This is a genomic window from Halomonas sp. KX33721 (assembly GCF_001596805.1).
GTDB lineage: Bacteria > Pseudomonadota > Gammaproteobacteria > Pseudomonadales > Halomonadaceae > Vreelandella > Vreelandella aquamarina.
Genome location: NZ_LVIA01000015.1, coordinates 72,653 through 95,127 on the forward strand (window position 1 = coordinate 72,653; position 22,475 = coordinate 95,127).

Sequence of the window (22,475 nt, forward strand, 5' to 3'; positions counted from 1 at the left end):
AGTCACCATGGATTTTGCACTCACCGACGAGCAGCGCATGCTCGAAGAGACACTGACACGCTTGGTGGCCGATCAGGTAACGCCCGAGCAGCGCCGCGCTATGCTGGAAGCGCCAGCCCAAGGGGCCAGCCCGCTATGGCGCACGTTTGCCGAGCTGGGCCTGCTGCATATGCCGTTTAGCGAAGACGTAGGCGGGCTAGGCGGCGACGGCACCGATGTAATGATTATTATGCAAGCGTTGGGGCGCGGCTTGGTGCCGGAAGCGTACCTGTTTGGGTTAATCATGCCCGGGCAGCTGCTGGCGCTATGCGCCAACTCAGCACAGCAGGAGCGCTGGCTGGCACCATTGTTGGAAGGTGAACACCAGCTCGCCTTGGCTTGGCAAGAACACACCGCCCGCTATGACGCTTTCGATATTTCGACTCAAGCGAGCCAACACAATGGCCAGTGGCAGCTTAACGGCCGCAAAGATGTCGTGATGAACCTCAGCAATGCCGCCGCCACGCTGGTGACCGCCCAACTGCCTACCGGCAAGCTAGGCGTGTTTATCGTCCCTGCCAATACTCAAGGCGTCACCTTACAGACCTATCGCACGATGGATGACCAGCCCGCCGGTGACCTAACGTTGAACAGCGTGACTCTGCCGCTAGAGAACTGCCTAAGCGAAGACGCAGGTGACGCATTGGCAGAGGTGCTGGCCCTGGGTCGCGCCGCACTTTGCGCCGAAGCCATCGGCGCAATGGAAACCGCCTGCGACCAAACCCTCGCCTATTTAAAAGAGCGCAAGCAGTTTGGCCTGCCGCTGGCCACGTTCCAGTCACTGCAGCACCGCATGGTGGATATGCATCTTCACCTGGAGCAGTCGCGCTCCATGGCAATTCTCGCCGCCACCAGCCTCTCGCTGCCTGCTGACGAGCGGGACTATAAAATCGCCGCTGCCAAGGCCTACTGCGGCGAGTCTGCGCGCTTTATTGCGGAACAAGCCATTCAGCTTCATGGCGGCATGGGTATGACCGAAGAGTGCTACGTGGCCCACTACGCCAAACATCTAGTGATGTTTGACCACTACCTGGGCGACAGCGACTATCACCTTGAGACGGTGAGCGAACAGCTCGACGCCGCCTAAGGAGCAGCTCATGCCCAGTGAAGAAAATCCGTTAGTACGCCTTGTGACTACCGAGGGCGGTATCGCCGAAGTGACTATTGCGCGCCCTGCGGTGCGCAATGCCCTCAACGAGCCCACGGCCCTGGCGCTCAATGACGCATTAGCGACCGTGGCGACCGACCCGCAGGTGCGCTGCGTGATTCTCAGCGGTGAAGGTAGCGCCTTCTGCGCCGGTGCCGATTTAGCAGAATTCGAAAAGGCCTCCACCCAGCCCGCAAGCCAACGTCTGGCAACGCTTTTTCTGCCTGCGCTGCGCAGCATGATGACGATGGAAAAGCCCGTAATCGCCGCGGTGAGCGGCGCTGCTGCGGGCATTGGTGTGTCCTACGTGCTGGCCAGCGATATGGTGGTGATGGGCCGCTCGGCTTACCTAAAACTGGCCTCTATCAATATTGGCTTGATTCCCGACGGCGGCGCTTGCTGGCATTTGGTACGCAAGCTTGGCCACGCCCAGGCTTTTGAGATGGCAGCGCTGGCTACCCCAATGGATGCAGAGCGCTGCGTGGCGCTGGGTCTGGCCAACCGGGCGGTGGAAGATGATCAGGTGTTAGCGGAAGCACGAGCGCTGGCACAGGCCCTGGTGGCTCAATCACCTCAAGCGCTGGGAGCTACGAAACGGGCCATGCGGCAGGCGGCGAACCTGTCCCTTGACGACACCCTAACGCTTGAAGGCGCACTGCAGGATGAGTGTAAAGCCACCGAGGATTTTCACGCCCGCGTGGCTGCTTTTCGTCAACGCCGTCGTAACTGATCCAGTGCTTGCTGATAATCAGCACGCAGCGTGGCTACTTCATCGGCCACGCTGCTCAGTGTGGTAATACCCCCTACCCCTTGCCCGGCACCCCAAATATCCCGCCACGCTTTTGCCTTACTGCTGCCGCCTGACCCATAGCGCATGGCATTTTTGTCGCCCTCTGGCAATGCCTCTGGGTCTAGCCCTGCCAGTTCAATACTTTGGCGCAGGTAGTTACCGTGCACACCAGTAAATAGATTGGTATAGACGATATCTCCCGCGGCGGCTTCCAGTACCATCTGCTTGTACGCGGGCTGAGCATTGGCCTCCTGGGTGGCAATAAAGCGCGTCCCCATATACACCATGTCCACGCCCAGCGCCTGAGCGGCGGCGATCTGCTCGCCTTTGGTAATCGCCCCTGCCAGCACCAGCGGGCCATCGTAAAACTGCCTGACCTCCGCCACAAAGGCGAAGGGGTTAAGCCGCCCCGCATGGCCGCCTGCCCCATGGCAGACCAAAATCAGCCCATCCACCCCGGCATCGATGGCTTTTTTAGCGTGCCTCAACGTGGTCACGTCATGAAATACCATGCCGCCATAAGCGTGCACTTGCTCGACCACCCGATTGGGCGCATGCAGGCTGGTAATGATCAGCGGCACCTTGAACTCAGCGCATAGCGCCACATCGTGATCCAGACGGTCATTGGTGGGGTGCACGATCTGATTCACCGCAAACGGCGCGGCGGGCTGCTGCGGATTCTGAGCGTTATAGTCATCTAAGGTATCGGTAATCTGCTGCAGCCACTCCCGAAGCACTTCCGCAGGCCTGGCGTTCAGCGCCGGAAACGCGCCAATAATCCCCGCCTTACACTGGGCAATCACCAGCTCAGGGCCAGAAACGATAAACATGGGAGAGCCGATAACCGGCAGCGTCATGGAGGCAGTCAGTTGGGTTAGCATACGTGGCTCATTATCATTGTTTGTAAGCCCATCAGCGTAAAACCCCAAAAAAAGGGATTTTAAAGCATGGCCAAAATAGCTGGCATGGCCGGAACAGCCCGTAGCGGGGGTCTTTCGCCAGGGATGGCGAAAGTAGCGCCCATGGACGGGTTTACAGCGCCCCCGCCTAGGGCTATTCCGGACAGCCTCCTAAACTTACAGCTTGCTTTCCAGCTCAGGAAGAATCTCAAACAGATCCCCTACCAGGCCGTAGTCGGCCACCTGGAAGATCGGCGCTTCGTCGTCTTTGTTGATGGCGACGATCACCTTGGAGTCTTTCATGCCCGCCAAGTGCTGAATCGCACCTGAAATACCCACCGCAATATAAAGCTCAGGCGCGACGATCTTACCGGTCTGGCCCACCTGCATGTCGTTAGGAACAAAGCCCGCATCGACCGCCGCACGCGAAGCGCCAATGGCCGCGCCCAGCTTGTCGGCAATGCCGTCCAGCAGTTTGAAGTTCTCGCCGTTGCCCATGCCACGGCCACCGGAGATGACGACCTTGGCGCCACCGAGTTCCGGGCGGTCGCTTTGCGCCAGCTCTTGTTTGACGAAGCTGGACTGGGCGTTGTCGGCGACGAAATCCACCGCTTCCGTTGTGGCGCTACCGCTGGTGCCGACCGTATCAAAACCGGTGGTACGAATGGTGATGACTTTTAGCGTATCGTCGCTTTTGACCGTGGCGATGGCGTTACCGGCATAGATCGGGCGCAGGAAAGTATCGGCGCTTTCGACGCCAATCACATCCGACAGCTGGCTGACATCTTTCAGGGCCGCCAAGCGTGGCAGGACGTTTTTACCGGTGGTGGAGGCGCTGGCCAGTACGTGGGTGTAATCACCTGCCAGCTCTACCAGCAGCGCACCCATGGGCTCGGCCAGCTGATGGGCGTAGACGGCGTTATCTGCCACGCGTACTTTACGCACGCCATCGAGTTTGGCTGCCGCGTCAGCGGCGGCCTGGACGCCTTCACCGGCGACCAGCACATCAATATCGCCACCGATGGCCTGGGCCGCTGCGACGACGTGAGCGGTCGCGCCCGCTAACTGACCTTCATGCAGGTCGGCAAGTACCAGAATGCTCATGAGATCAGCTCCTTTTAAAGCACTTTGGCTTCGTTTTTCAGTTTGTCGATCAGCTCATCCACCGAGGCGACTTTGATACCGCCTTTGCGCTCGGCGGGGGATTGCACTTTGAGCAGCGTAACCTTGGAGGCCACTTTCACGCCGTAGTCAGTAGGGGTTTTGACATCCAACGGCTTCTTCTTGGCCTTCATGATGTCCGGCAGCTTGGCGTAGCGCGGCTCGTTAAGGCGCAGGTCGGTGGTGACGATCGCCGGGAGTGTGAGGGCAACGGTTTGCAGACCGCCGTCGATTTCACGCGTGACATTAACTTTGTCGCCATCTACCGCGACTTCTGAGGCGAAGGTACCTTGCGGCAGATTGGTCAGCGCGGCGAGCATCTGGCCGGTCTGGTTGTTGTCGGTGTCGATGGCCTGTTTGCCGAGGATCACCAAGCCCGGCTGCTCTTCGTCCACCACTTTAGCCAGCAGTTTGGCCACCGCCAGCGATTCGGCGCGCTCGTCGGTTTCAATATGAATGGCGCGGTCGGCCCCCAGCGCCAGCGCGGTGCGCAGCTGCTCTTGGGCGGCCTTGGGGCCCACGGTCACGGCCACGACTTCGGTGGCTACGCCCTTCTCTTTCAGGCGCACTGCCTCTTCCACGGCAATTTCGCAGAAGGGGTTCATGGCCATTTTGACGTTGGTAAGGTCCACATCAGAGTGGTCCGCTTTGACGCGGATTTTGACGTTGTAGTCGATGACGCGTTTCACCGCGACGAGGATTTTCATAAGGCATGCTCCAGCGATTGAACCATCGGCTTTTTATTCCGCATAGCAAAATAATATTTCACTTTATAAAAATAACAATAAAAAAAACGCCTGCCAAAGGTCAAGCGTTTCCTTGAACAGCCCACCTCAGAAAGGCGACCAACCAAACCATAACGCCAGCAGCGGGATGGCAGCGACCAGAAAGCGTCCGTTCCAGCGGTAACCGATGCGGGTGGCGGGTACGCCGGTAAAGCGCGAGAGAATCAGCATGGAAGCGGTCATTGGTGATGACATCAGCGCCAGCGCCCAGCCTACCATTAACGATGCCCCAATCAGCTCAGGCGTTAACCCTTCAATGCCCAGCGTGGGGAGCAAGCCCACCAACAGCGTCACCGTAACAATCGGGTTGACGCCTATTTGCGCTAGCCCCACCACCATCAGCATGGCCAACACCGCATTCAAAGTGCCCAGCGGGTCTAGCACCGCCAATAGCGGTGCTAGCTGCTGAGTATCCACCAAGCCCACGCATACATGCCCCAAATAGCCTGCCGCCCCCAGCACCACGATTTCATTAGCGCTGGGAGACAGCAACCAAGGTAGCTGACGATGCACCGCCGTTATGGCGGCAGGCAACCCGCCAAAGCCCAGCCTGCGACGCTGCCAAGCCAGCCATAAAAGCGCCCCGGTAGGCGCGCCCAGCAGCGCGGCAATGGGTAGTCGTAACTCCAGCAGCCACGCAATGGAAAACACCAGCGCCACAATGCCGATTAGCAAAACGCTAAACTGCGCCAACGGGCGCAGCGACGGGGTGACATAGGTTTTATTGGCGGGTGGGTGCGGGCCGGTGAAGTAGTCCACCGCCCAGCCCGCCATAAAAATCAGCGCGGCGGCCCCGAGAATATAGGGTGCCAGCTGTGGCCAGGTGACCTGGGGAAGGCTTGAGAGGACCACGGCCACCCCGATACCCATGGGCGAAATCAGCGGGGCCAGCGAAAACCCGCGCAGCAGCGCTAGCATCATGCGCCGCTGGCGGGCCTCACGCACCCAGGCGCGCCCTTGGGCGGCACTGAGGGTATTGCTCTTCTCGATCATCGCGGCGAACAGATTCAGCACGCCAATGTTCAAAATGATGCCAAACAGCGCCGAACCCAGGGATAAGATCGGGTAGCGACGGCTAGGCGGCTGAAGCAGCATGCTTTGCCCGCAGCGGCGCACTAAACGAGAGCGATAGGCAGGTAGGCGCAGCATACTCAGCGCCACCACAAAGGTAGCAAAAAACGCGAAACGCCCACTCGCCTCAAACAGCAGTTGCCCAGGCGTAGGCGAGCGCCACAGCGCGAGCAGTGTGAGTACGCCAGCGGCACACAGCAGCCCCTTGGCCATGCGGGTGAGTTGACCTTTCAGGGTCATCAAATAGAGCAGCAGCGCAACAATGCCTGCGGCTTGCCACGCCACGCTGCCACCCACCAAATGAATCAGCGTGGCAAGCGTCACCAGTAGCAAACAGGAAACCCGCAGGCGGGCTGGGCTCACTCGCTAGGCTCCCTCAACTGCGGGTCGGGAACGCCTTGTGACGATTCGCTGCCGCTGCGGCGACGAAACGCGCCTTCGCCCATAGCGACAAGATTGCCCTGCTCATCCACGATCTCACCGCTGGTCATGAAGGTTTTTTGCCCGCCGCCACGCAGCGTGCCCGTGGCCCTTAACACGCCTTGCCGAGCAGGCCCCACAAAGGTGGTAGTGAGTGACAGCGTCATCCCACGACGAATATTCCCCGGCACATCGCAGTGCAGGCCCGCTAGGCTTAAGGCACTGTCCAGCATGGAAGCCAGTACACCGCCATGCACATTGCCGCTGCGGTTAAGGTGCTTGGGTTCAATGGTGAGTTCCACTACCGCGCGCCCCTCTTCCCACTCCACCACGTGCATGCCCAGCAGTTCGTGATAACCCATCAGCGCCTGCGGTGTGATGGAGGCGTCAGCGCCGTCTGTTTCGCTCATAAAGCGCTCTCCTGCTGGGCCAAGTCGCGTAGCCGTCCTTTTAAAATCTTACCGCTGGCAGTGGAAGGCAGCGCATCCATCAGCACAATTTGGGTCGGACGCTTATAAGGCGCAAGCCGTTCGGCAATAAAGGCTTTGAGTTCTGCCATATCAACCTCAATACCCGGCTCACACTGCACAAATGCCACGACCTCTTCATTGCCTGCCACCTGCCGCCCAACCACTGCGGTTAAGGTCACCGCAGGATGCTCATTGATGACCGCTTCCACATCTGGCGGGTAGATGTTGAAGCCCGAGCGAATAATCAGCTCTTTACTGCGGCCCACGATATAGAGCTGATCATCGTGATCCAGCTTGGCGATATCACCGGTATTGAGCCAACCATCTTCCGTTAAAGTGGCGCGGGTGGCGTCCGGCTGGCGGAAGTAGCCCTTCATGATATTAGGGCCACGCACCCACAGCTCGCCGATCTCATCGCCTGCCTTTTCTGACGTGCCGCTGCTGCCTAAGGGCTCTAACCGATACTCCAACAGCGGCAGCACGCGGCCCACGGTGCTGCTCTGGTGGCGGTCTTCAATGCGGGTTTGACTAATCGTGGGGCTGGCTTCGGTGAGACCGTAGCCATTGTGCAGCGTTAGGCCAAACGCAGCTTCCACGCGTTTTTTTGGTATCGCTATCCAGCGGCGAGCCGCCTGCGGAGATATAGATAAGCGCAGGTGCTTCTAACGCGCGCTGCTCACGCTTCAAGTACTCCAGGGCGCGAGCGTACATAGCAGGCACGCCCTGAAGCACGGTAATGCGCTCCTCTTTGAGCGTTGCCAGCAGCTGTACCGCGTCAAACCGGGGCACGGTATAAAGGCACGCGCCGTTATACAGCGAGCCCATACACACTGATGAGAGGCCAAACACATGAGACATCGGCAGCACGCCGTACACCCGCTGCCCTTCACTCAGATGACGCATGCCGCCGGAAATAGAGGCGATATACAGAATACCGCGATGGGTCAGCATGACGCCTTTCGGCGTGCCGGTGGTGCCTGAGGTGTAGATCATCGCGGCTACCTGCTCGGCACCGCTGGCGTGAACAGGCTCTGGCTCGCTATCAAATAGCGGTGAAATCGCTAGGCCGCCGAGCTGCGGATGCTGATAGCGGTCAGCCGCGTGGCGCTCGGCGTGCTGGCTCGCCTCTTGGGAGGCTTCGCAAGTGTAAAACACTCGGCGAGGCAGGCAGTTGCCCTGAATTAAATCCACTTCCTGAGCGGAGAGGCGCGAATTGACAATCGCGACCCAAACATCCATTTCACTGGCGGCCAACAGCAGTACTACCAGGGCACGGCAGTTTTCACTGACCGTCATAATACGGTCGCCGGGCCGTATGCCTAAATTAGCTAACCACTCGCAGGCGGCATAAATCTCTTGCCCCAGCTCGGCGTAGCTCCAGCGGACGTTGCCATCCACAAGCGCGGGGTGATCCGCTAGGCGTTTCGCATTTTCCAGCACGCGGGTGCTCAAGCGCTCGGGAAGTTCTGCTAACAGCTCGCTTGCCAGACGGCCAAAGATTTTCTCATCTGGCGCTTGGTAAGGGATCGACAGAGCCATTAGGACGCCTCCCGCACCATGTTCCGGGCAATCACCAGCTGCTGAATTTGCGTCGTCCCTTCGTAAATGCGGAACAAGCGCACATCGCGGTAGAAACGCTCAACGGCGTATTCCGACATATAGCCCGCACCGCCGTGCACCTGCACGGCGCGATCCGCGACGCGCCCCACCATCTCGGCACAGAACAGCTTGCAGCAGGAGGCTAGGGTTGAGACGTTTTCGCCATCATCCTTGCGGCGTGCGGCGTCCATGACCATGGTTTTGCCTGCGTAGGCCTCGGTTTTGCTATCTGCCAGCATGGCCTGCACCAGTTGGTGCTCCGCCAGCGGAGCACCAAACTGCTTACGCTCCATGGTGTAGCGCAGCGACTCGTCTACTAAGCGCTCGGCCACGCCCACACACACGGCGGAAATATGCAGCCGCCCACGGTCGAGCACTTTCATGGCGGTTTTAAAGCCTTGTCCCTCTTTACCGCCAATGATGTTTTCAGCCGGTACACGGCAGTTATCAAAAATGATATCGCAGGTATGCGCGCCCTTCTGGCCCATCTTATTATCCGCCGGGCCGCGAATCAGACCGGGCGTATTGCCTTCAACAATAAAGGCGGAGATACCGCCAGCGCCTTTGTTGTCTGGGTCGGTACGCGCCATCACGGTGAACAGGTCCGCCTCCGGGCCGTTGGTGATATAGCGCTTGGTGCCGTTTAACACGTAGTGGTCGCCATCGCGCACGGCGGTGGTGCGCAGGCTGGCGGCATCGGAGCCGGAATCCGGTTCGGTCAGGCAGAAAGAGCTGAGAATTTCCCCGGTGGCCAAGCGCGGCACGTATTTGGCTTTCTGCTCTTCAGTGCCGTCAATCAGAATGCCCTGGGCACCGATGCCATTATTCGTACCGAATACCGAGCGGAACGCGGGAGACGTTTTGCCGATTTCCATGGCTACCAGAGCTTCTTCTTCCATGGTGAGCCCTAAGCCGCCGTACTCTTCAGGAATGGATAGCCCGAACAGCCCCATCTCCTTCATTTCCGCCAGGATCTCGGCGGGCACTGCATCCTCTTCGGCAAGCCGTGCCTCATTGGGAATCAAACGCTCCCGTACAAAGCGGGCAATGGTATCAACCAACTGATTCAGCAGTTCGGGATCACGGATCATAACGGCTCCTGGTAGCAACGATATTTTTATGGTTGGCGTTCGCGCGGGCAGTGAGGCCTGCAATAATTCTGCATGGCGAAACTAGCGTTCACTCTCTTGTCAGGCACTTTTGCATAGCCTAGGATGGCAGTCAATAAACGAAATGCTATTTTGCAATGCAGAACAACAAACACTTGCAGCGAGGATTTTGACCTATGTCCAACGACGCAGTCGCCCATTCGTTCAACACTCTTGGCATTGTCGGCACCGGGGCCATGGGTAGAGGGATTGCTCAGCTCGCCGCGCAGGCAGGCCTGAACGTCATGCTATTTGATGTTAAAGAAGGCGCGGTGGCGGAAGCGACTGCCTTTATTAATGGATTATGGCAGCGCAGCGCCGACAAGCAGCGGATTACCCAAGCCCAAGCCGAGCAGTACGGCGAGCGATTGATTGAGGCCCGCGACCTCGCCGCTCTCGTCCCTTGCGATATTGTCGTTGAAGCGATTATCGAGAAGCTGGAAGCCAAACAGGGGCTGTTTAGCGATTTAGAGGGCATTGTTCGCCAGGATGCCGTGCTCGCTACCAACACCTCTTCACTGTCTGTTACCGAGATTGCTGCCGCCTGCCAACACCCAGAGCGCGTGATTGGCTTTCACTTTTTCAACCCCGTTCCGCTGATGAAAATTGTGGAAGTGATTCCAGGGCTACGTACCGCTGACACCGTCACCCAGCGGGTTGATGCCCTGGGCACCGCCATGGGCCACTTTACCGCCCAGGCCACCGATACCCCTGGCTTTCTGGTCAATCACGCCGGGCGCGCTTTTGGCACCGAAGCACTGCGCGTTCTGAGTGAGAGCGTGACAGACCCTGCCACCATTGACCGCATCATGGTGGATCAAGGCGGTTTTCGAATGGGACCCTTCACGCTGCTGGACCTGACGGGCCTGGACGTTTCCCATGCGGTGATGGAGTCGGTGTACCACCAGTATTATGAAGAGCCGCGCTTTCGCCCTTCACCGCTCACCCGCCAGCGGCTCTCAGCAGGCTTGCTGGGGCGCAAAACCGGTGAAGGCTTTTATCGCTACGTGGATGGCCAGCAGCAGATGCCGGAAGAGCCCGCCATTGCGACAGCCTCGCCTTGCCCCGTGTGGATCAGCCAAGACGACCCTGGCAGCGCCGCCCAGCTTGCCGAACTGGTCGCCACGGCGGGCTGGCCACTAGAAAGTGCGGATCAGCCCTCCTCAGAGGCGCTGTGCCTGCTGACACCGCTGGGCGAAGACACCACACAGTGCGCTCTGCGCCAAGGCTTGAATGCCGAGCAGTGCGTCGCGGTGGATATGCTGGCGGGGCTGGATAAGCGCCGCAGCCTGATGGCCTCCCCCATTACCCGACCCGAACTAGTCAATGCCGCCGCCAGCCTGTTGAATGCTGACGGCACGCCGGTCAGCACCCTACAAGACAGCACCGGCTTTGTGCTGCAGCGCGTGGTGGCCTGCATCGTCAACGTTGGGGCAGATATCGCACAGCAAGGCGTCGCTGCACCCGCCACTATTGATCGTGCGGTGGAACTTGGCCTGGGCTACCCATTTGGCCCGCTGCGCATGGGCGACCATTACGGCGCTTCGCGCATCCTGACCATTTTGAACAACCTATTAGACGCCACCGGTGACCCCCGCTATCGCCCTAGCCCGTGGCTGCGCCGCCGCGCCGCGCTGGGCATGCCCCTCACTGACGGGCCAACGGGCTGAACCCCCTCAGTTTCAATTACGGCTTAAGTAAGGCTTACACAAACAAGGAAAATAACCATGCAAGACGCCTATATTTACGACGGATTACGCACCCCTTTCGGCCGCCATGGCGGCAGCCTAGCGGCCATTCGTCCGGATGAGCTGCTGGGCTTAACGCTCAAAGCACTGGTGGCGCGTAATCCGTTTGCCCCAGAAAGCTACGAAGAGGTGTTGGCGGGTTGCACTAACCAAGCGGGGGAAGATTCTCGCAACGTGGCCCGTCACGGTGCGCTGCTAGCGGGCCTGCCGATTGAGGTGGCAGGCCAAACCGTCAACCGCCTGTGCGGTAGTGGCCTAGCCGCGATGATGGATGCCGCCCGTGCCGCTCGCTTAGGCGAAGGTGAGCTATTTTTGGCTGGCGGCGTGGAGTCCATGTCCCGCGCGCCTTACGTGCTGGGCAAAGCCGACTCCCCCTACGCTCGCAATCAGCCGATGTTTGATACCGTGATTGGCTCGCGCTTTCCCAACCCGTGGATTGCCAAAGAGTACGGCAGCCACAGCATGCCGGAAACTGCCGATAACATTGCCCACGACCTGAACATTGGCCGCGAGGCCAGCGACGCCTTTGCCGCCCGCTCCCAAGCGCGCTATGCCAAGGCGCTGGCAAACGGCTTTTATGAAGGCGAAATGTTTGGGGTAGACGTGCCTCAAGGACGCAAACAGCCGCCGCTGTTGGTAGATAAAGACGAGCACCCCCGCGCTGAAAGCACCGAGGAAAAACTAGCCAAACTCGGCGCGCTGTTTGAAGGTGGTGTCGTGACCGCAGGCAACGCGTCTGGATTAAATGACGGGGCTGCCGCGCTGATTGTCGGCACGCGTGCAGCAGGCGAGCGAGCTGGGCTTGCTCCGCGAGCGCGTATCGTTGCCAGCGCCGTGGCGGGCGTTGCTCCCCGCGTCATGGGCTTGGGGCCGGTACCCGCCTCGCAAAAAGCGCTGGCCCGGGCTGGCCTCTCGCTTGAGCAGATGGACGTGATTGAAATCAACGAAGCTTTTGCGGTGCAGGTGTTGGGCTGCGTTCAGCAGTTGGGTCTTTCCGCCGACGACCCGCGCCTTAACGCCAACGGTGGCGCCATTGCCATTGGCCACCCGCTGGGTGCCTCGGGCGCACGTTTGGCACTCACTGCGCTGCGCCAGCTAGAAGCCACCGGCGGGCGCTATGCGCTGGTCACCATGTGTATTGGCGTTGGCCAGGGCATCGCGACCATCATTGAACGCCTGGACAGCTAACCGCCCTCCTGCGGCGCTAGCACAGTATCTAAGGCAGGCGCCGCAGGCCAAGCGTTGACTAAGCTCTCTTATCGCGCTTTGCAACGCCCCAGCGCAGGTATGCGATACTTGCCATTCAATGATTGATTAGCCGAGACGCTTGATGGAACCAACCGACGCCGCTGCTGATGAGCCGCAATCACCCGAAAAAGATCGCAACTTTGTCACCGCGCTTGCGCGGGGGTTAGAACTGCTCCGCGCTTTTGGAACAGGGGAAGAGTACCTGGGCAATGCAGAGCTCTCTAATCGCACCCACATCCCGCGCCCCACGGTGTCCCGGTTAACCTATACGCTGACCCAGTTAGGCTACCTGCAACACAACCGTCACCTGGAGAAGTACCGCCTCGGGCCAGGTGTGCTGGCGCTGGGTTACCGCTTTCTGGCCAATATGGGCATTCGCGAAATTGCTCGCCCCCATTTACAGCACTTTGCCGACGCCACCGACTGCAACGTGAGCCTGGGCGGTGCCGACCGCAGCGACATGGTGTATCTGGAAACCTGCCACGGCCACGGCCCGCTGATTATTCGCTTAGATGTTGGCTCTCGTCTACCGATTGCCACCTCGGCGATTGGTCGTGCCTGGCTGTGCGGATTATCTGACGAGCGCCGCCAACAGGTGATGCAAGAGCTAGCCGCGTTTCACGGCAGCGATTGGCCGCGCCTTCATGCCGGTATTGAACAGAGCCTGCGCGACTATGCCGAGTATGGCTTTTGCCTATCCGAACAGGATTGGCAGCGGGATATCAGCGCCGTGGCCATGCCGCTCATTTTAGAAGATGGTGCCGAAGTGATGGCGATTAACTGCGGTGGCTCTAGCCTGCGTTTAGATCATGATCGATTGGTCAACAACCTTGGCCCCAGACTCAAGGAAGTAGCAGCAAAAATTATGCAGGAGCTGGCCCCCAAGTATCGTGCGTCACGTTAAGAAACGACGGCTTACCTTTCACTAACGCTCGTTTTATTGCATCATAGGCCTTCACTGCATGTGAAGGCACTGAGGAGCAGGGATGCCAAACGAGTGGATCACTCAACAGGGCGAGCATGTCTCGCTGCACGGCGAATGGACACTACGCCACTACGCTGAGCTGAAGCGCGCCCTACAGCAGCAGGGTCGGCTAAGCTCGGCAGCGCTGTCGCTACCCGGCTTTGAGGGGCTGGATACCGCCGGCGCGGCGCTGATCGTTGAGCTAATTGGTGTTGAAAAAACCAAACAAATTGGCGAGTGGGCAAGCGATCTTCCCCAGGTGCAGCAGGCCTTGCTAATACGCATTGCCGAGGCTATGGACGCTCCGCTTGAGAGCCCCACACCCCGCCCCAACCGGATTAGCGAAGCCTTAGCGACAGTGGGCCAGCAAATGGTGGCGCTGGGGTCTCAGCAGCGCCAGCTACTGGCTTTCATTGGCTTGGTGCTGGCCACATTTACCTCACTTCTGTTTCGACCCCGCCACTGGCGTATTACCGCCACCGTCGCGCATATTCAGCAAAGTGGCTTGAATGCGGTGCCTATCGTTGCGCTCTTAACCTTTATGGTGGGCGCAGTGGTGGCGTTTTTGGGGGCCACGGTGCTCCAAGACTTCGGTGCAACGGTTTACACCATTGATCTCGTAGCATTTTCATTTTTACGGGAATTTGGCGTGCTCTTGGCCGCGATACTTTTGGCAGGCCGCACTGCCAGCGCCTTTACCGCCCAGCTTGGCGCGATGAAATCCAACGAAGAGATTGATGCCCTTAAAACATTGGGACTCGACCCGATTGAGCTGCTAGTGCTTCCCCGGGTGATGGCGATGTTGATCAGCCTACCGCTGCTGGCGTTTGTGGGCATGCTGAGCGGCCTCGTCGGCGGCGCGGTGGTGGCCACCCTATCGCTGGATATTTCTGTGAGTCAGTTCATCACCACACTGCAAAAAGACGTGTCGGTCACTCATTTTCTGGTCGGCTTGAGCAAAGCGCCGGTATTTGCCTTTGTGATTGCCGTCATTGGCTGCCTAGAAGGGTTTAAAGTTAGCGGCAGTGCCCAATCGGTAGGCGCCCACACCACCTCAAGCGTGGTGCAGTCCATCTTTATGGTGATTCTGATAGATGCGTTAGCGGCGCTATTTTTCATGGAGATGGGCTGGTGACCGAGCGATATTCAGAGATGCCGCAACAGCCCGAGCGCGATGAAGCGGTTATCCGCGTGCAGGGGCTGGTGAATCGATTTGGCGACAACGTCGTTCACGAAGGGCTAGACTTGACCCTCTACCGAGGCGAAATTCTCGGCGTTGTCGGCGGCTCAGGTACCGGTAAATCAGTTCTACTGCGCAGTATTGTGGGCTTAAAGCGGCCAAATGACGGCACAGTAGAAGTGCTGAACCAGCGGTTAAATGAGTTAAGTGAGTCCCAACGCAGCCAGGTCGAGCGGCGCTTTGGGGTGCTCTTTCAACGTGGGGCGCTGTTTAGTTCGCTCAACCTGCAAGAAAACGTTGCGCTGCCGCTTATCGAGCACGCCAAACTCTCTAGGGAAGAGGCCGAGTATCTGGCGCGTATCAAGCTCTCGCTGGTAGGCCTGCCCCCTCATGCCGCCCGACAATTTCCAGAATCGCTCTCTGGGGGCATGGTGAAACGTGCCGCGCTTGCCAGGGCACTCGCCCTGGACCCGGATATTTTGTTTCTCGATGAGCCTACCGCAGGACTCGACCCCATTGGCGCCGCCGCGTTTGACCAACTGCTGGTCACGCTGCGCGATGCAATGGGCTTTAGCGTTTTTTTTGGTCACCCACGACCTCGATACCCTCTATGCAGCCTGCGACCGGGTCGCTGTGCTGTCGCAAAAACGCGTTCTGGTGGTGGATACTCTGGAAAACGTCGCGAAAACGGACGACGAGTGGGTACAGGATTACTTTAATGGACCACGTGGACGCGCTGCACAGCGCTCTGCTGGCCCAACCTCTTCTCAGGAGTGACGCACATGGAAACCCGCGCGCACCATATTTTGATTGGCCTGTTTACCGTGCTGACGGCCGCTGCCGCCCTGCTGTTTGCGCTCTGGATGAGCTATGCGGCTGACCAACGCGACTATCAACCCTACCGCATTTTGTTCGAGCGCAGCGTCAGCGGCCTCTCGGTGGGCAGCAAAGTGCAGTACAACGGCATTGAAGTGGGCGATGTTACCGAGCTCTCCCTCAATCCTGACGACCCACGCCAAGTGATCACACTTATTCGCGTGTATGAAGACACTCCGATCAAAGTGGATACCCGCGCAAAGCTAGCCTTTGCCAGCATTACCGGCAGTATGTCCGTGCAGCTCTATGGCGGCACCCCAGAAAGCCAACGCTTGCTAGCGCAAAGCAGCGACGATACGCCTTTCATTCAAGCCGACCCGTCGCCTATTGCTACGCTGTTTGACGAAGGCGAAGAGATGGTCGAAAACCTCAACGCGATTTTGCAGAGTGTGAACGAGCTCTTCGATGACAATAATCGTGAGCAAGCAGGCAATATCCTGACCAATATTGCCCAGATCACCGAGATGATTGCCTCTCAGCAGTCTGCCCTGGATGAAAACATGGCGCTCTTTGGCGATGTGTCACGCCAAGCCTCCACCACGCTTGAAAGCATCGAATCGCTTAGCCTAGAGGCGAACCGCTTGCTGAGCCAGGAGGGTCAGCAGGTGATGCGCAGCGCAGAGAGCGCCAGCCGCGATGTTGCCAGCGCTGCCCAGCGGATAGAACAGTTGGTGAACGATAACGCGGGTGCTGTCGAAGGCACTCTACAAAGCACCCGCGACATTGCCCCGGCCCTAGCGGCGTTACGCTCGACACTCGCTACCCTTGACCGCATTACGCGAGAACTTGAAGAGAGCCCGACGGACTTTTTCCTAGGCCGCGATCAAGTAGAGGAGTTCCGCCCATGAACATGCACGCTTTACGTAACGGCTTTCTTTTAAGCGCCCTATTCACCCTTTCGGGCTGCTCTATTTTACCGGAGAAAGCGCCATCGACGCTGTATCGCTTGCCTGCGACCACGATGCAGAGCGACCCTGCCACCATCACGCAGCCAGAGCGGCTGGCTATCGCTACACCAGAAGCCGGCCACCTGCTCAGCAGCAATCGTATCGTGGTGTTTCCCGAAGGCAATGTGGTCAATGTGTATGAGGGTGCTCGCTGGCATGAAGATGCACCGGACATGCTGCAGGCCCAGCTCATTGCAGGCCTTCAGCAGCAAGAGCTGTTCGCCAACGTGAGCAGCGATCGGCTCCCTCACGACTTGCTGCTATTAAGCGAGCTGCGCCACTTTCAGAGCGAGTATGACACTTCTCCGCCAAGCGTTAACCTGCAGTTGGACGTTCAATTACTCGGCGCGGACCAACAGCCCGTGGCCTCCACCAGCTTTGCGATCCGGGAGCGCGCCACAAGCACTGGGATACCCGATGTGGTGAACGCCTTTGGTAGCGCCACCGACCGTTTAACCGAACAGTTGGCGAGCTGGCTAATCACAAACGCGCCGAATTAACAGTGCCGCCTAACGCGGCGGCGCGGGCAAGGCGCTTTTTCTCACATACTCTTTTGGATCTTTGGGGTAGAAGTGCTCTGGCTGTCGTTCTAAGTGGGTAAAAAAGCGCGTGTCTTTGTAGGGCATCTTCATAAACCCTGACACGCCCAGCCCCTCGATTTGACTGACAGCGGCCAGCATTCGGCTCAGTAGGCTGCGAAACTCCTGCTCACGTTGAGGGTCGAGCAGCCGGTAGTAGCTATGGATTTTGAGATGTTTGGGCAGCGCTTCAAAGATGATCATACCGGTATGGTGAATCTCATTGAGCCGCTGAAGCAGTTGCATAATGGTATCCGGCAGCACCAATAGCTCTTCTGGGTCAGGGCCATCTTCAAAGTAGCTGTGCTGCCGGGTGCGATCCTCCATTTCCGGCACCGCGCTCACTTCGTAATTAATCGCCATCTCTGGCTGGCAGTGAAACGCCTCCTCAGGGCTAGCACGCTCTAAGTGCAGCGTTTGGCGGGCATTGAACAGGCAGCTTTTAAATACTCCCTGGCGATGAATGGCCCGTGCTAAGTGCACCATGTTATTCACCGCTTCGATAAACGCGGGCTTTAGCGCTGGGTCATGCAGGTTGAGCGACGAATCGATATAGACCCCCTCCCGCTCCCAGCGCACCGCTAAACCACCGACGACTGGGTATTTGCCCAACCGGCTCACCGAAGCCAAAAAGGCTTTTTCGGTTTCTCCCATCCCCTGCATAAACTGTTTGTAGTAGCGATCTAGTTGCACATCGTTAACGTCGTTTAACGTCTCTTCAGCGCTTGCCTCGCGTAAAAACGCCTTTCGTGAGCTGTACACCACGGTATCGATCTCTTGGCTAGCCGGGCGACGCAGGCCTTTTCCCCATACGGGCACTAGCGGCGTTTGGGGGGCGATTGGCAGGTCAACCATAACCAGCTTCGCCATGCGCGGCATTTCACGAATAAAGTAATCCCCCGCTTTACGCCGCACCTGTGGGTCGGGGTCGAGCATGCCATCCAGCGTGCGTGCAAACTCAATGGGCAACCCCAATGAGCTGGCCGGAATTGCTCGATGGCCAAAACGGCAGGACTGCGCCGAGGCCAGCGCATAGAGCGTACCTGCCGCCCCCTGCTCATCGAACCGTGGCGACGAGAGCGCTCCGTTCAACTGCTCTTCACCGATAAAATAGACATCCCCCAGCCGTGCATTGGTTTGCTGCAGATTGTCCGACATCAACTCCATTACGTTGGCGCCCACGAACTGAAGCGATTCATCCAACTGTGCGAACACCGATGAGCCCCAGTCGATCAGCGCGATGGCCTCGCAGGTGGCGTCAAAGACCAGATTAGAGGGTTTAATGTCGCCATGCACCACCGGCCGCGCGTTCGGGCCTGTTTCACGACGCAGTGCTTGTAAGATGTCTGTTAACTGTGCAGCGATGCGCATAATTAACCGAGGTGAGAGCCTTCCCTGCTTGAGCGACACTTGCTCCAGATTCCAGCCAGGGGCACGCTCCATGACCAAAATCGACTGGCCGCGTGCGCGCTGGTAGGTAATGAGCTTGGGAATTCGAGGGTGCGATACCTGATCGAGCATGAACGCCTCCTCTTCGAGGCGTTCTTGTAAATGAGTGGGCAGCGTAATGCGTGAAAACTTGAACACGTAGTGCGCCTTGACGCCTTGCTGCCAAGCGCTACCCGCAAACACAAACCCGTAAGCCCCCTTACCAATCAGCTCGATATTTGAATAGCCCAACTGGGCAAGCTGTGCCTGGCACAGCGCTACCCAGTCTTTTAGCTTTCGCGCATCGTGATGGCTTAGCAGGTAGACCGACTGCTCTTCGGGTATGTAAAACTGCTGCAGCGGTGCCTGGCTCATAGCAAGGTGCCTACACGGTTAGGCCAGATGAAGCAGCATGCTTTCCGGCGCCTCGAGAAAGCCTTTCCAGGCGTTGCAGAAGCGAGCAATGGTACCGCCATCAATAAAGCGATGATCGCCTGCCCAGGTGACCGTCAAGATAGCCCGGCGCTGCACAGCCCCGTGCTCATCAAAGCGCGGCAGCCACTGGGTTTTGCCAATGGCCACAATGGCGGCTTCCGGCGCATTAATAATCGGCGCCGCGTAGGTTCCCCCAAGAGCACCAATGTTGGAGATACTAATGGTGCCGCCCTTTAGATCCGCCTGCTCCACGCGCCCTTCCCGAGCGGCATTGGTTAGCCTGCCGACCTCTTTGGCAATCTCAAACAGCGTTAAGCCCTCGACACCTTTCACGTTAGGTACCAAAAGCCCCGCTTTGCTATCCACCGCCATGCCGATATTGCACTGGTCGTAGTAGCTTAGCTCGTTGGCTTCGCTGTCTAACTGTGCATTGATGATCGGCGTCTCCGCCACGGCCAGCGCCATCGCTTTCATAAAGAACGGCATCAGCGTGAGCCGTTCGCCCTGCGCCTCTACCTGCGGCTTGAGCCGCTCGCGCAGCGCCAACAGCTCAGTGACATCAATCTCTTCACCGTAGTGAAAATGAGGAATGGAGCTAGCGGCCTCTACCATACGCTTGGCCATCACCGCGCGCACGCCGCGCAGCGGCTCTACTTTTGAGGGTGCTAAGCCTGTGCTTGAAGGCATCGAAACACTGGCCGTTTGGTGAGATACCGCTGGCGCGTTGAGGTGCGCTAGCACGTCTTCTTTCAACACTCGGCCATCTTTACCACTGCCTGAGATCTCCGACAGGGCTAGGCTGTGCTCGCGTACTAAGCGGCGCACCGCAGGGCTAGCGGGCACTTTGCCTGCAGCCGCCGGGGTAACGGCTTGGCTTTTAGGCGGCGGGCTATTTTCATCAGCGGCCACCCCGTGGCTACTGGGCGGCGCTGAAGGTGCCTGCTCGGTAGCAGCAGTATCGCTGTTCATCTGACCGGCGGCTTGGTATGCATAAAGCGGCGCGTGAACCTTGGCAATCTTCCCCTGGGCCACATACAGCTTGGTGACCGTCCCGGCTTCTGGCGCGGTGATTTCCACCAGCGCCTTGTCGGTCATCACTTCGACTATCGGCTGATCCTCTTCGATGGTGTCGCCTTCGGCCACGCGCCACTCCACCACTTCACACTCAACAATGCCTTCACCGATATCTGGCAGTAAAAAATCACTCATGGCTGTTCTCCCTGGCGCTAAAAGTTCACGCTTTCGCGAATCGCTTCAAAAATTTTCAGGTGGTCGGGCAAGTACTCTTTCTCCAGCACAAGTGGGAAAGGCGTATCCAGCCCGGTAACCCGAGTAATCGGCGATTCCAGATAGAGAAAACAGCGCTCTTGTATCGTTGCAGCAATTTCACCGGCAAAGCCGCCGGTGAGCGGCGCTTCATGGCTAACAATCATACGGCCGGTTTTGAATACCGACTCTGCCACGGTATCCACATCCCAGGGCAACAGCGAGCGCAGGTCGATGACCTCGCAAGAGATACCCTGCTCTTCAGCAAGCTCGGCGGCTTTGCTAATCACTTCCATCTGCGCGCCCCAGCCCACCAGGGTAATGTCGGTACCCTCTTTGATCACTTCTGCTTCACCAATTGGCAGTTGGTAATCCTCATCAGGCACTTCACCTACTGCGGCGCGGTAGAGCCGTTTTGGCTCTAAAAACAGCACGGGGTCGGGGTCACGAATCGCCGCTAGCAGCAGCCCTTTGGCTTGATAGGGGTTGCGCGGCACCACCACTTTTAAGCCCGGCGTGTGGGTAAAGTACGCCTCAGGTGATTGCGAGTGGTATAAGCCCCCGGAAATGCCGCCGCCATAGGGTGTGCGAATGGTGAGCCCGCCTACGTTGAAGAGATCCCCAGAGCGGTAGCGGAATTTGGCGGTCTCGTTAACGATTTGATCAAATGCGGGGAAGATGTAATCTGCAAACTGAATTTCAGCGACGGGAACAGAGCCTTGTGCGGCCAGTCCGTTAGCAAAGCCAATAATGCCTTGCTCCACCAGCGGCGTATTAAAGCAGCGCGCTTTGCCGTACTTCTCTTGTAAATGGCTGGTGGCTCGGAAAACACCGCCAAAAATACCCACGTCTTCACCAAAGCAGATGACTTTCTCATCTTCCGCCATGGCGATATCCAGCGCGTTATTAATCGCCTGGAGCATGTTCATCGTCGCCATATTACGCCTCTCCCTGAGTATCAGTGGCTGACGAAAGCGTCAGATCTAGCGATTTTGCGCCGCGCGGGTAGGCATCTGGGTAGCGGCGAATATGGCGCTTCAACTGATCCAGCTGGTGCTGTAGCGCAGGTGTCACATCGGCGTAAACATCGCTGATTAACGACTCCAGCGGCGGCGGCGGGCGTTTTTCGGCGCGCTTCATGGTTTCCAGCACTTCACGGCGCAGGCTCTCCTGCTGGGCAGCTTCCTCTTCATCGCTCCACCACCCTTTCTTCGCCAGCCAGCGCTGCATGCGTAGCAAGGGATCTTTGGCGCGCCACGCTTCCTCTTCGCTCTTAGCGCGATAGCCCGAGGGGTCATCCGAAGAGGAGTGGGCAGCCAACCGGTAGGACATGGCTTCAATCAGCACCGGCTGGTTCTGCTCAACGGCGATTTTTCGCGCTTGGCGGGTCGCTTCATATACCGCTAGGGCGTCGTTACCATCCACGCGAATCACGTGCATGTGGTAGCCAAAGGCACGGGGAGCAATGCCGTCAGCGGCAAACTGTTCTGTGGAGGGAGTAGAAATAGCGTAGCCGTTGTTGCGGCAGAAAAAGATCACCGGCACCTGATGCACCGCGGCCATATTAAGCGCGGCGTGAAAGTCCCCTTCTGAGGCTGCGCCTTCGCCAAAAAAGGTCAGCGTACAGTGGCCTTCACCGGCCAGCTTTTGGCCATAGGCATACCCGGTGGCTTGAGGAATCTGCGTCGCCAGCGGCGATGAGATGGTCATGTAGTGCAGTTTACGGGAGCCGTAGTGAATCGGCATTTGGCGGCCTTTGCCGTAATCAAGCTCGTTGCCAAATAGCTGATTCATAAACTCGTCGATGGAGAATCCGCGATACATAAGTGCGCCCTGTTCGCGGTACTGCGCCATGATCATGTCGGCATCGTCCAGGGCTGCGGTGGCTCCCACCACCGCGGCCTCTTCACCGGTACACTGCATGTAGAAGCTGAGCCTGCCCTGGCGCTGCGCGGCCATCATGCGCTCATCGAGAATACGCGTGGCCAGCATGGCTTGGTAGAGCCTGCGGGCGTGGTCGCGGCTCAAGGCGGGCTCGTCGGCACCTTCATGGAGCTCGCCCTCGGGGCTGAGCACCCTGAAGGTGTCTATGGAGAATTCGTCGCCGGTCATGAAGGTCGGCTGATGTACGAACTGAGTCATCATTATTGTCCTTGTTTTTACCCCTTTTGAGGGCAGTGTTGTTGGTGATGACCGTTTGTGCCAGTGGATTTATCTGACACATGTCAACGCAACACTGGGACAGTAACTCAGTGCAAGCCGTTTAGGGATTCAAC

At 58.3% G+C, this 22,475-nt stretch carries 20 protein-coding genes and 1 pseudogene; 9 read left to right on the top strand and 12 right to left on the bottom strand.

Annotated elements, in window-relative coordinates:
• Window positions 1-7 precede the first annotated feature (7 nt).
• Window positions 8-1,126 (top strand): acyl-CoA dehydrogenase, encoded by a 1,119-nt coding sequence (locus A3220_RS06330; RefSeq protein ID WP_058577903.1) that lies wholly within the window; start codon window positions 8-10, stop codon window positions 1,124-1,126.
• Between the two features lie 10 nt (window positions 1,127-1,136).
• Complete coding sequence (locus tag A3220_RS06335; RefSeq protein ID WP_062373848.1) at window positions 1,137-1,916, top strand: enoyl-CoA hydratase/isomerase family protein; 780 nt, start codon at window positions 1,137-1,139, stop codon at window positions 1,914-1,916.
• Here the strand turns inward: A3220_RS06335 and A3220_RS06340 are convergent.
• The 8 genes from A3220_RS06340 to A3220_RS06370 form a co-directional block, all read right to left on the bottom strand.
• The gene (locus A3220_RS06340; RefSeq protein WP_058577902.1) at window positions 1,898-2,857 is read right to left on the bottom strand and encodes a nitronate monooxygenase family protein; all 960 of its coding nucleotides are present in this window, start codon (window positions 2,855-2,857) and stop codon (window positions 1,898-1,900) included. The two genes, A3220_RS06335 and A3220_RS06340, sit on opposite strands and share 19 nt — an antisense overlap.
• Window positions 2,858-3,052: 195 nt before the next feature.
• The gene (locus A3220_RS06345) at window positions 3,053-3,979 is read right to left on the bottom strand and encodes an FAD-binding protein (RefSeq protein WP_062373851.1); all 927 of its coding nucleotides are present in this window, start codon (window positions 3,977-3,979) and stop codon (window positions 3,053-3,055) included.
• A 14-nt stretch (window positions 3,980-3,993) separates the two neighbouring features.
• On the bottom strand, window positions 3,994-4,743 hold the full coding sequence (locus tag A3220_RS06350; RefSeq protein ID WP_058576361.1) for an electron transfer flavoprotein subunit beta/FixA family protein: 750 nt from the start codon (window positions 4,741-4,743) through the stop codon (window positions 3,994-3,996).
• Between the two features lie 126 nt (window positions 4,744-4,869).
• Complete coding sequence (locus tag A3220_RS06355) at window positions 4,870-6,255, bottom strand: hypothetical protein (RefSeq protein WP_062373855.1); 1,386 nt, start codon at window positions 6,253-6,255, stop codon at window positions 4,870-4,872.
• Window positions 6,252-6,722, bottom strand: a complete 471-nt coding sequence (locus A3220_RS06360; protein WP_058576359.1) for a PaaI family thioesterase — start codon at window positions 6,720-6,722, stop codon at window positions 6,252-6,254. Before A3220_RS06360 ends, A3220_RS06355 begins: the two co-directional genes overlap by 4 nt.
• Window positions 6,719-7,378 carry a fatty acid--CoA ligase family protein gene (locus tag A3220_RS17830; protein WP_252860426.1) on the bottom strand — a complete coding sequence of 220 codons (660 nt, stop codon included), beginning with the start codon at window positions 7,376-7,378 and terminating at the stop codon, window positions 6,719-6,721. Before A3220_RS17830 ends, A3220_RS06360 begins: the two co-directional genes overlap by 4 nt.
• Complete coding sequence (locus A3220_RS17835) at window positions 7,311-8,321, bottom strand: AMP-binding protein (RefSeq protein WP_252860427.1); 1,011 nt, start codon at window positions 8,319-8,321, stop codon at window positions 7,311-7,313. Before A3220_RS17835 ends, A3220_RS17830 begins: the two co-directional genes overlap by 68 nt.
• Window positions 8,321-9,472 carry an acyl-CoA dehydrogenase family protein gene (locus tag A3220_RS06370; protein WP_044629402.1) on the bottom strand — a complete coding sequence of 384 codons (1,152 nt, stop codon included), beginning with the start codon at window positions 9,470-9,472 and terminating at the stop codon, window positions 8,321-8,323. Before A3220_RS06370 ends, A3220_RS17835 begins: the two co-directional genes overlap by 1 nt.
• Window positions 9,473-9,666: 194 nt before the next feature.
• Here A3220_RS06370 and A3220_RS06375 point away from each other — a divergent pair, with 194 nt between their 5' ends.
• From A3220_RS06375 to A3220_RS06405, 7 genes and pseudogenes are all read left to right on the top strand, one after another.
• The gene (locus tag A3220_RS06375; RefSeq protein WP_062373858.1) at window positions 9,667-11,199 is read left to right on the top strand and encodes a 3-hydroxyacyl-CoA dehydrogenase; all 1,533 of its coding nucleotides are present in this window, start codon (window positions 9,667-9,669) and stop codon (window positions 11,197-11,199) included.
• A gap of 57 nt (window positions 11,200-11,256) precedes the next feature.
• On the top strand, window positions 11,257-12,465 hold the full coding sequence (locus tag A3220_RS06380) for a 3-oxoadipyl-CoA thiolase (protein ID WP_044629404.1): 1,209 nt from the start codon (window positions 11,257-11,259) through the stop codon (window positions 12,463-12,465).
• 142 nt (window positions 12,466-12,607) lie between these two features.
• Window positions 12,608-13,429 (top strand): IclR family transcriptional regulator, encoded by an 822-nt coding sequence (locus A3220_RS06385; RefSeq protein ID WP_044629405.1) that lies wholly within the window; start codon window positions 12,608-12,610, stop codon window positions 13,427-13,429.
• Between the two features lie 82 nt (window positions 13,430-13,511).
• Window positions 13,512-14,624 carry an ABC transporter permease gene (locus tag A3220_RS06390; RefSeq protein ID WP_062361265.1) on the top strand — a complete coding sequence of 371 codons (1,113 nt, stop codon included), beginning with the start codon at window positions 13,512-13,514 and terminating at the stop codon, window positions 14,622-14,624.
• Between the two features lie 17 nt (window positions 14,625-14,641).
• Window positions 14,642-15,446, top strand: a pseudogene (locus tag A3220_RS06395) (ATP-binding cassette domain-containing protein).
• Window positions 15,447-15,451: 5 nt separating this feature from the next.
• Window positions 15,452-16,393, top strand: a complete 942-nt coding sequence (locus tag A3220_RS06400; RefSeq protein WP_062373861.1) for an MlaD family protein — start codon at window positions 15,452-15,454, stop codon at window positions 16,391-16,393.
• A complete protein-coding gene (locus tag A3220_RS06405) occupies window positions 16,390-16,992 on the top strand; it encodes an ABC-type transport auxiliary lipoprotein family protein (protein WP_062373864.1) in 603 nt (200 codons plus the stop codon). The genes A3220_RS06400 and A3220_RS06405 overlap by 4 nt, the downstream gene beginning before the upstream one ends.
• A 9-nt stretch (window positions 16,993-17,001) precedes the next feature.
• Here the strand turns inward: A3220_RS06405 and A3220_RS06410 are convergent, their stop codons facing one another.
• The 4 genes from A3220_RS06410 to A3220_RS06425 are packed head-to-tail and all read right to left on the bottom strand — an operon-like array spanning window position 17,002 to window position 22,341.
• Window positions 17,002-18,873: a protein kinase gene (locus A3220_RS06410; RefSeq protein ID WP_062373867.1), complete on the bottom strand. Its 1,872-nt coding sequence runs from the start codon at window positions 18,871-18,873 to the stop codon at window positions 17,002-17,004.
• Window positions 18,874-18,891: 18 nt separating this feature from the next.
• Complete coding sequence (locus tag A3220_RS06415; protein WP_054641106.1) at window positions 18,892-20,142, bottom strand: 2-oxo acid dehydrogenase subunit E2; 1,251 nt, start codon at window positions 20,140-20,142, stop codon at window positions 18,892-18,894.
• Window positions 20,143-20,159: 17 nt separating this feature from the next.
• A complete protein-coding gene (locus tag A3220_RS06420) occupies window positions 20,160-21,137 on the bottom strand; it encodes a transketolase C-terminal domain-containing protein (protein WP_044629412.1) in 978 nt (325 codons plus the stop codon).
• A 1-nt stretch (window position 21,138) separates the two neighbouring features.
• A complete protein-coding gene (locus A3220_RS06425) occupies window positions 21,139-22,341 on the bottom strand; it encodes a thiamine pyrophosphate-dependent dehydrogenase E1 component subunit alpha (RefSeq protein ID WP_062373870.1) in 1,203 nt (400 codons plus the stop codon).
• Between the last annotated feature and the right edge of the window lie 134 nt (window positions 22,342-22,475).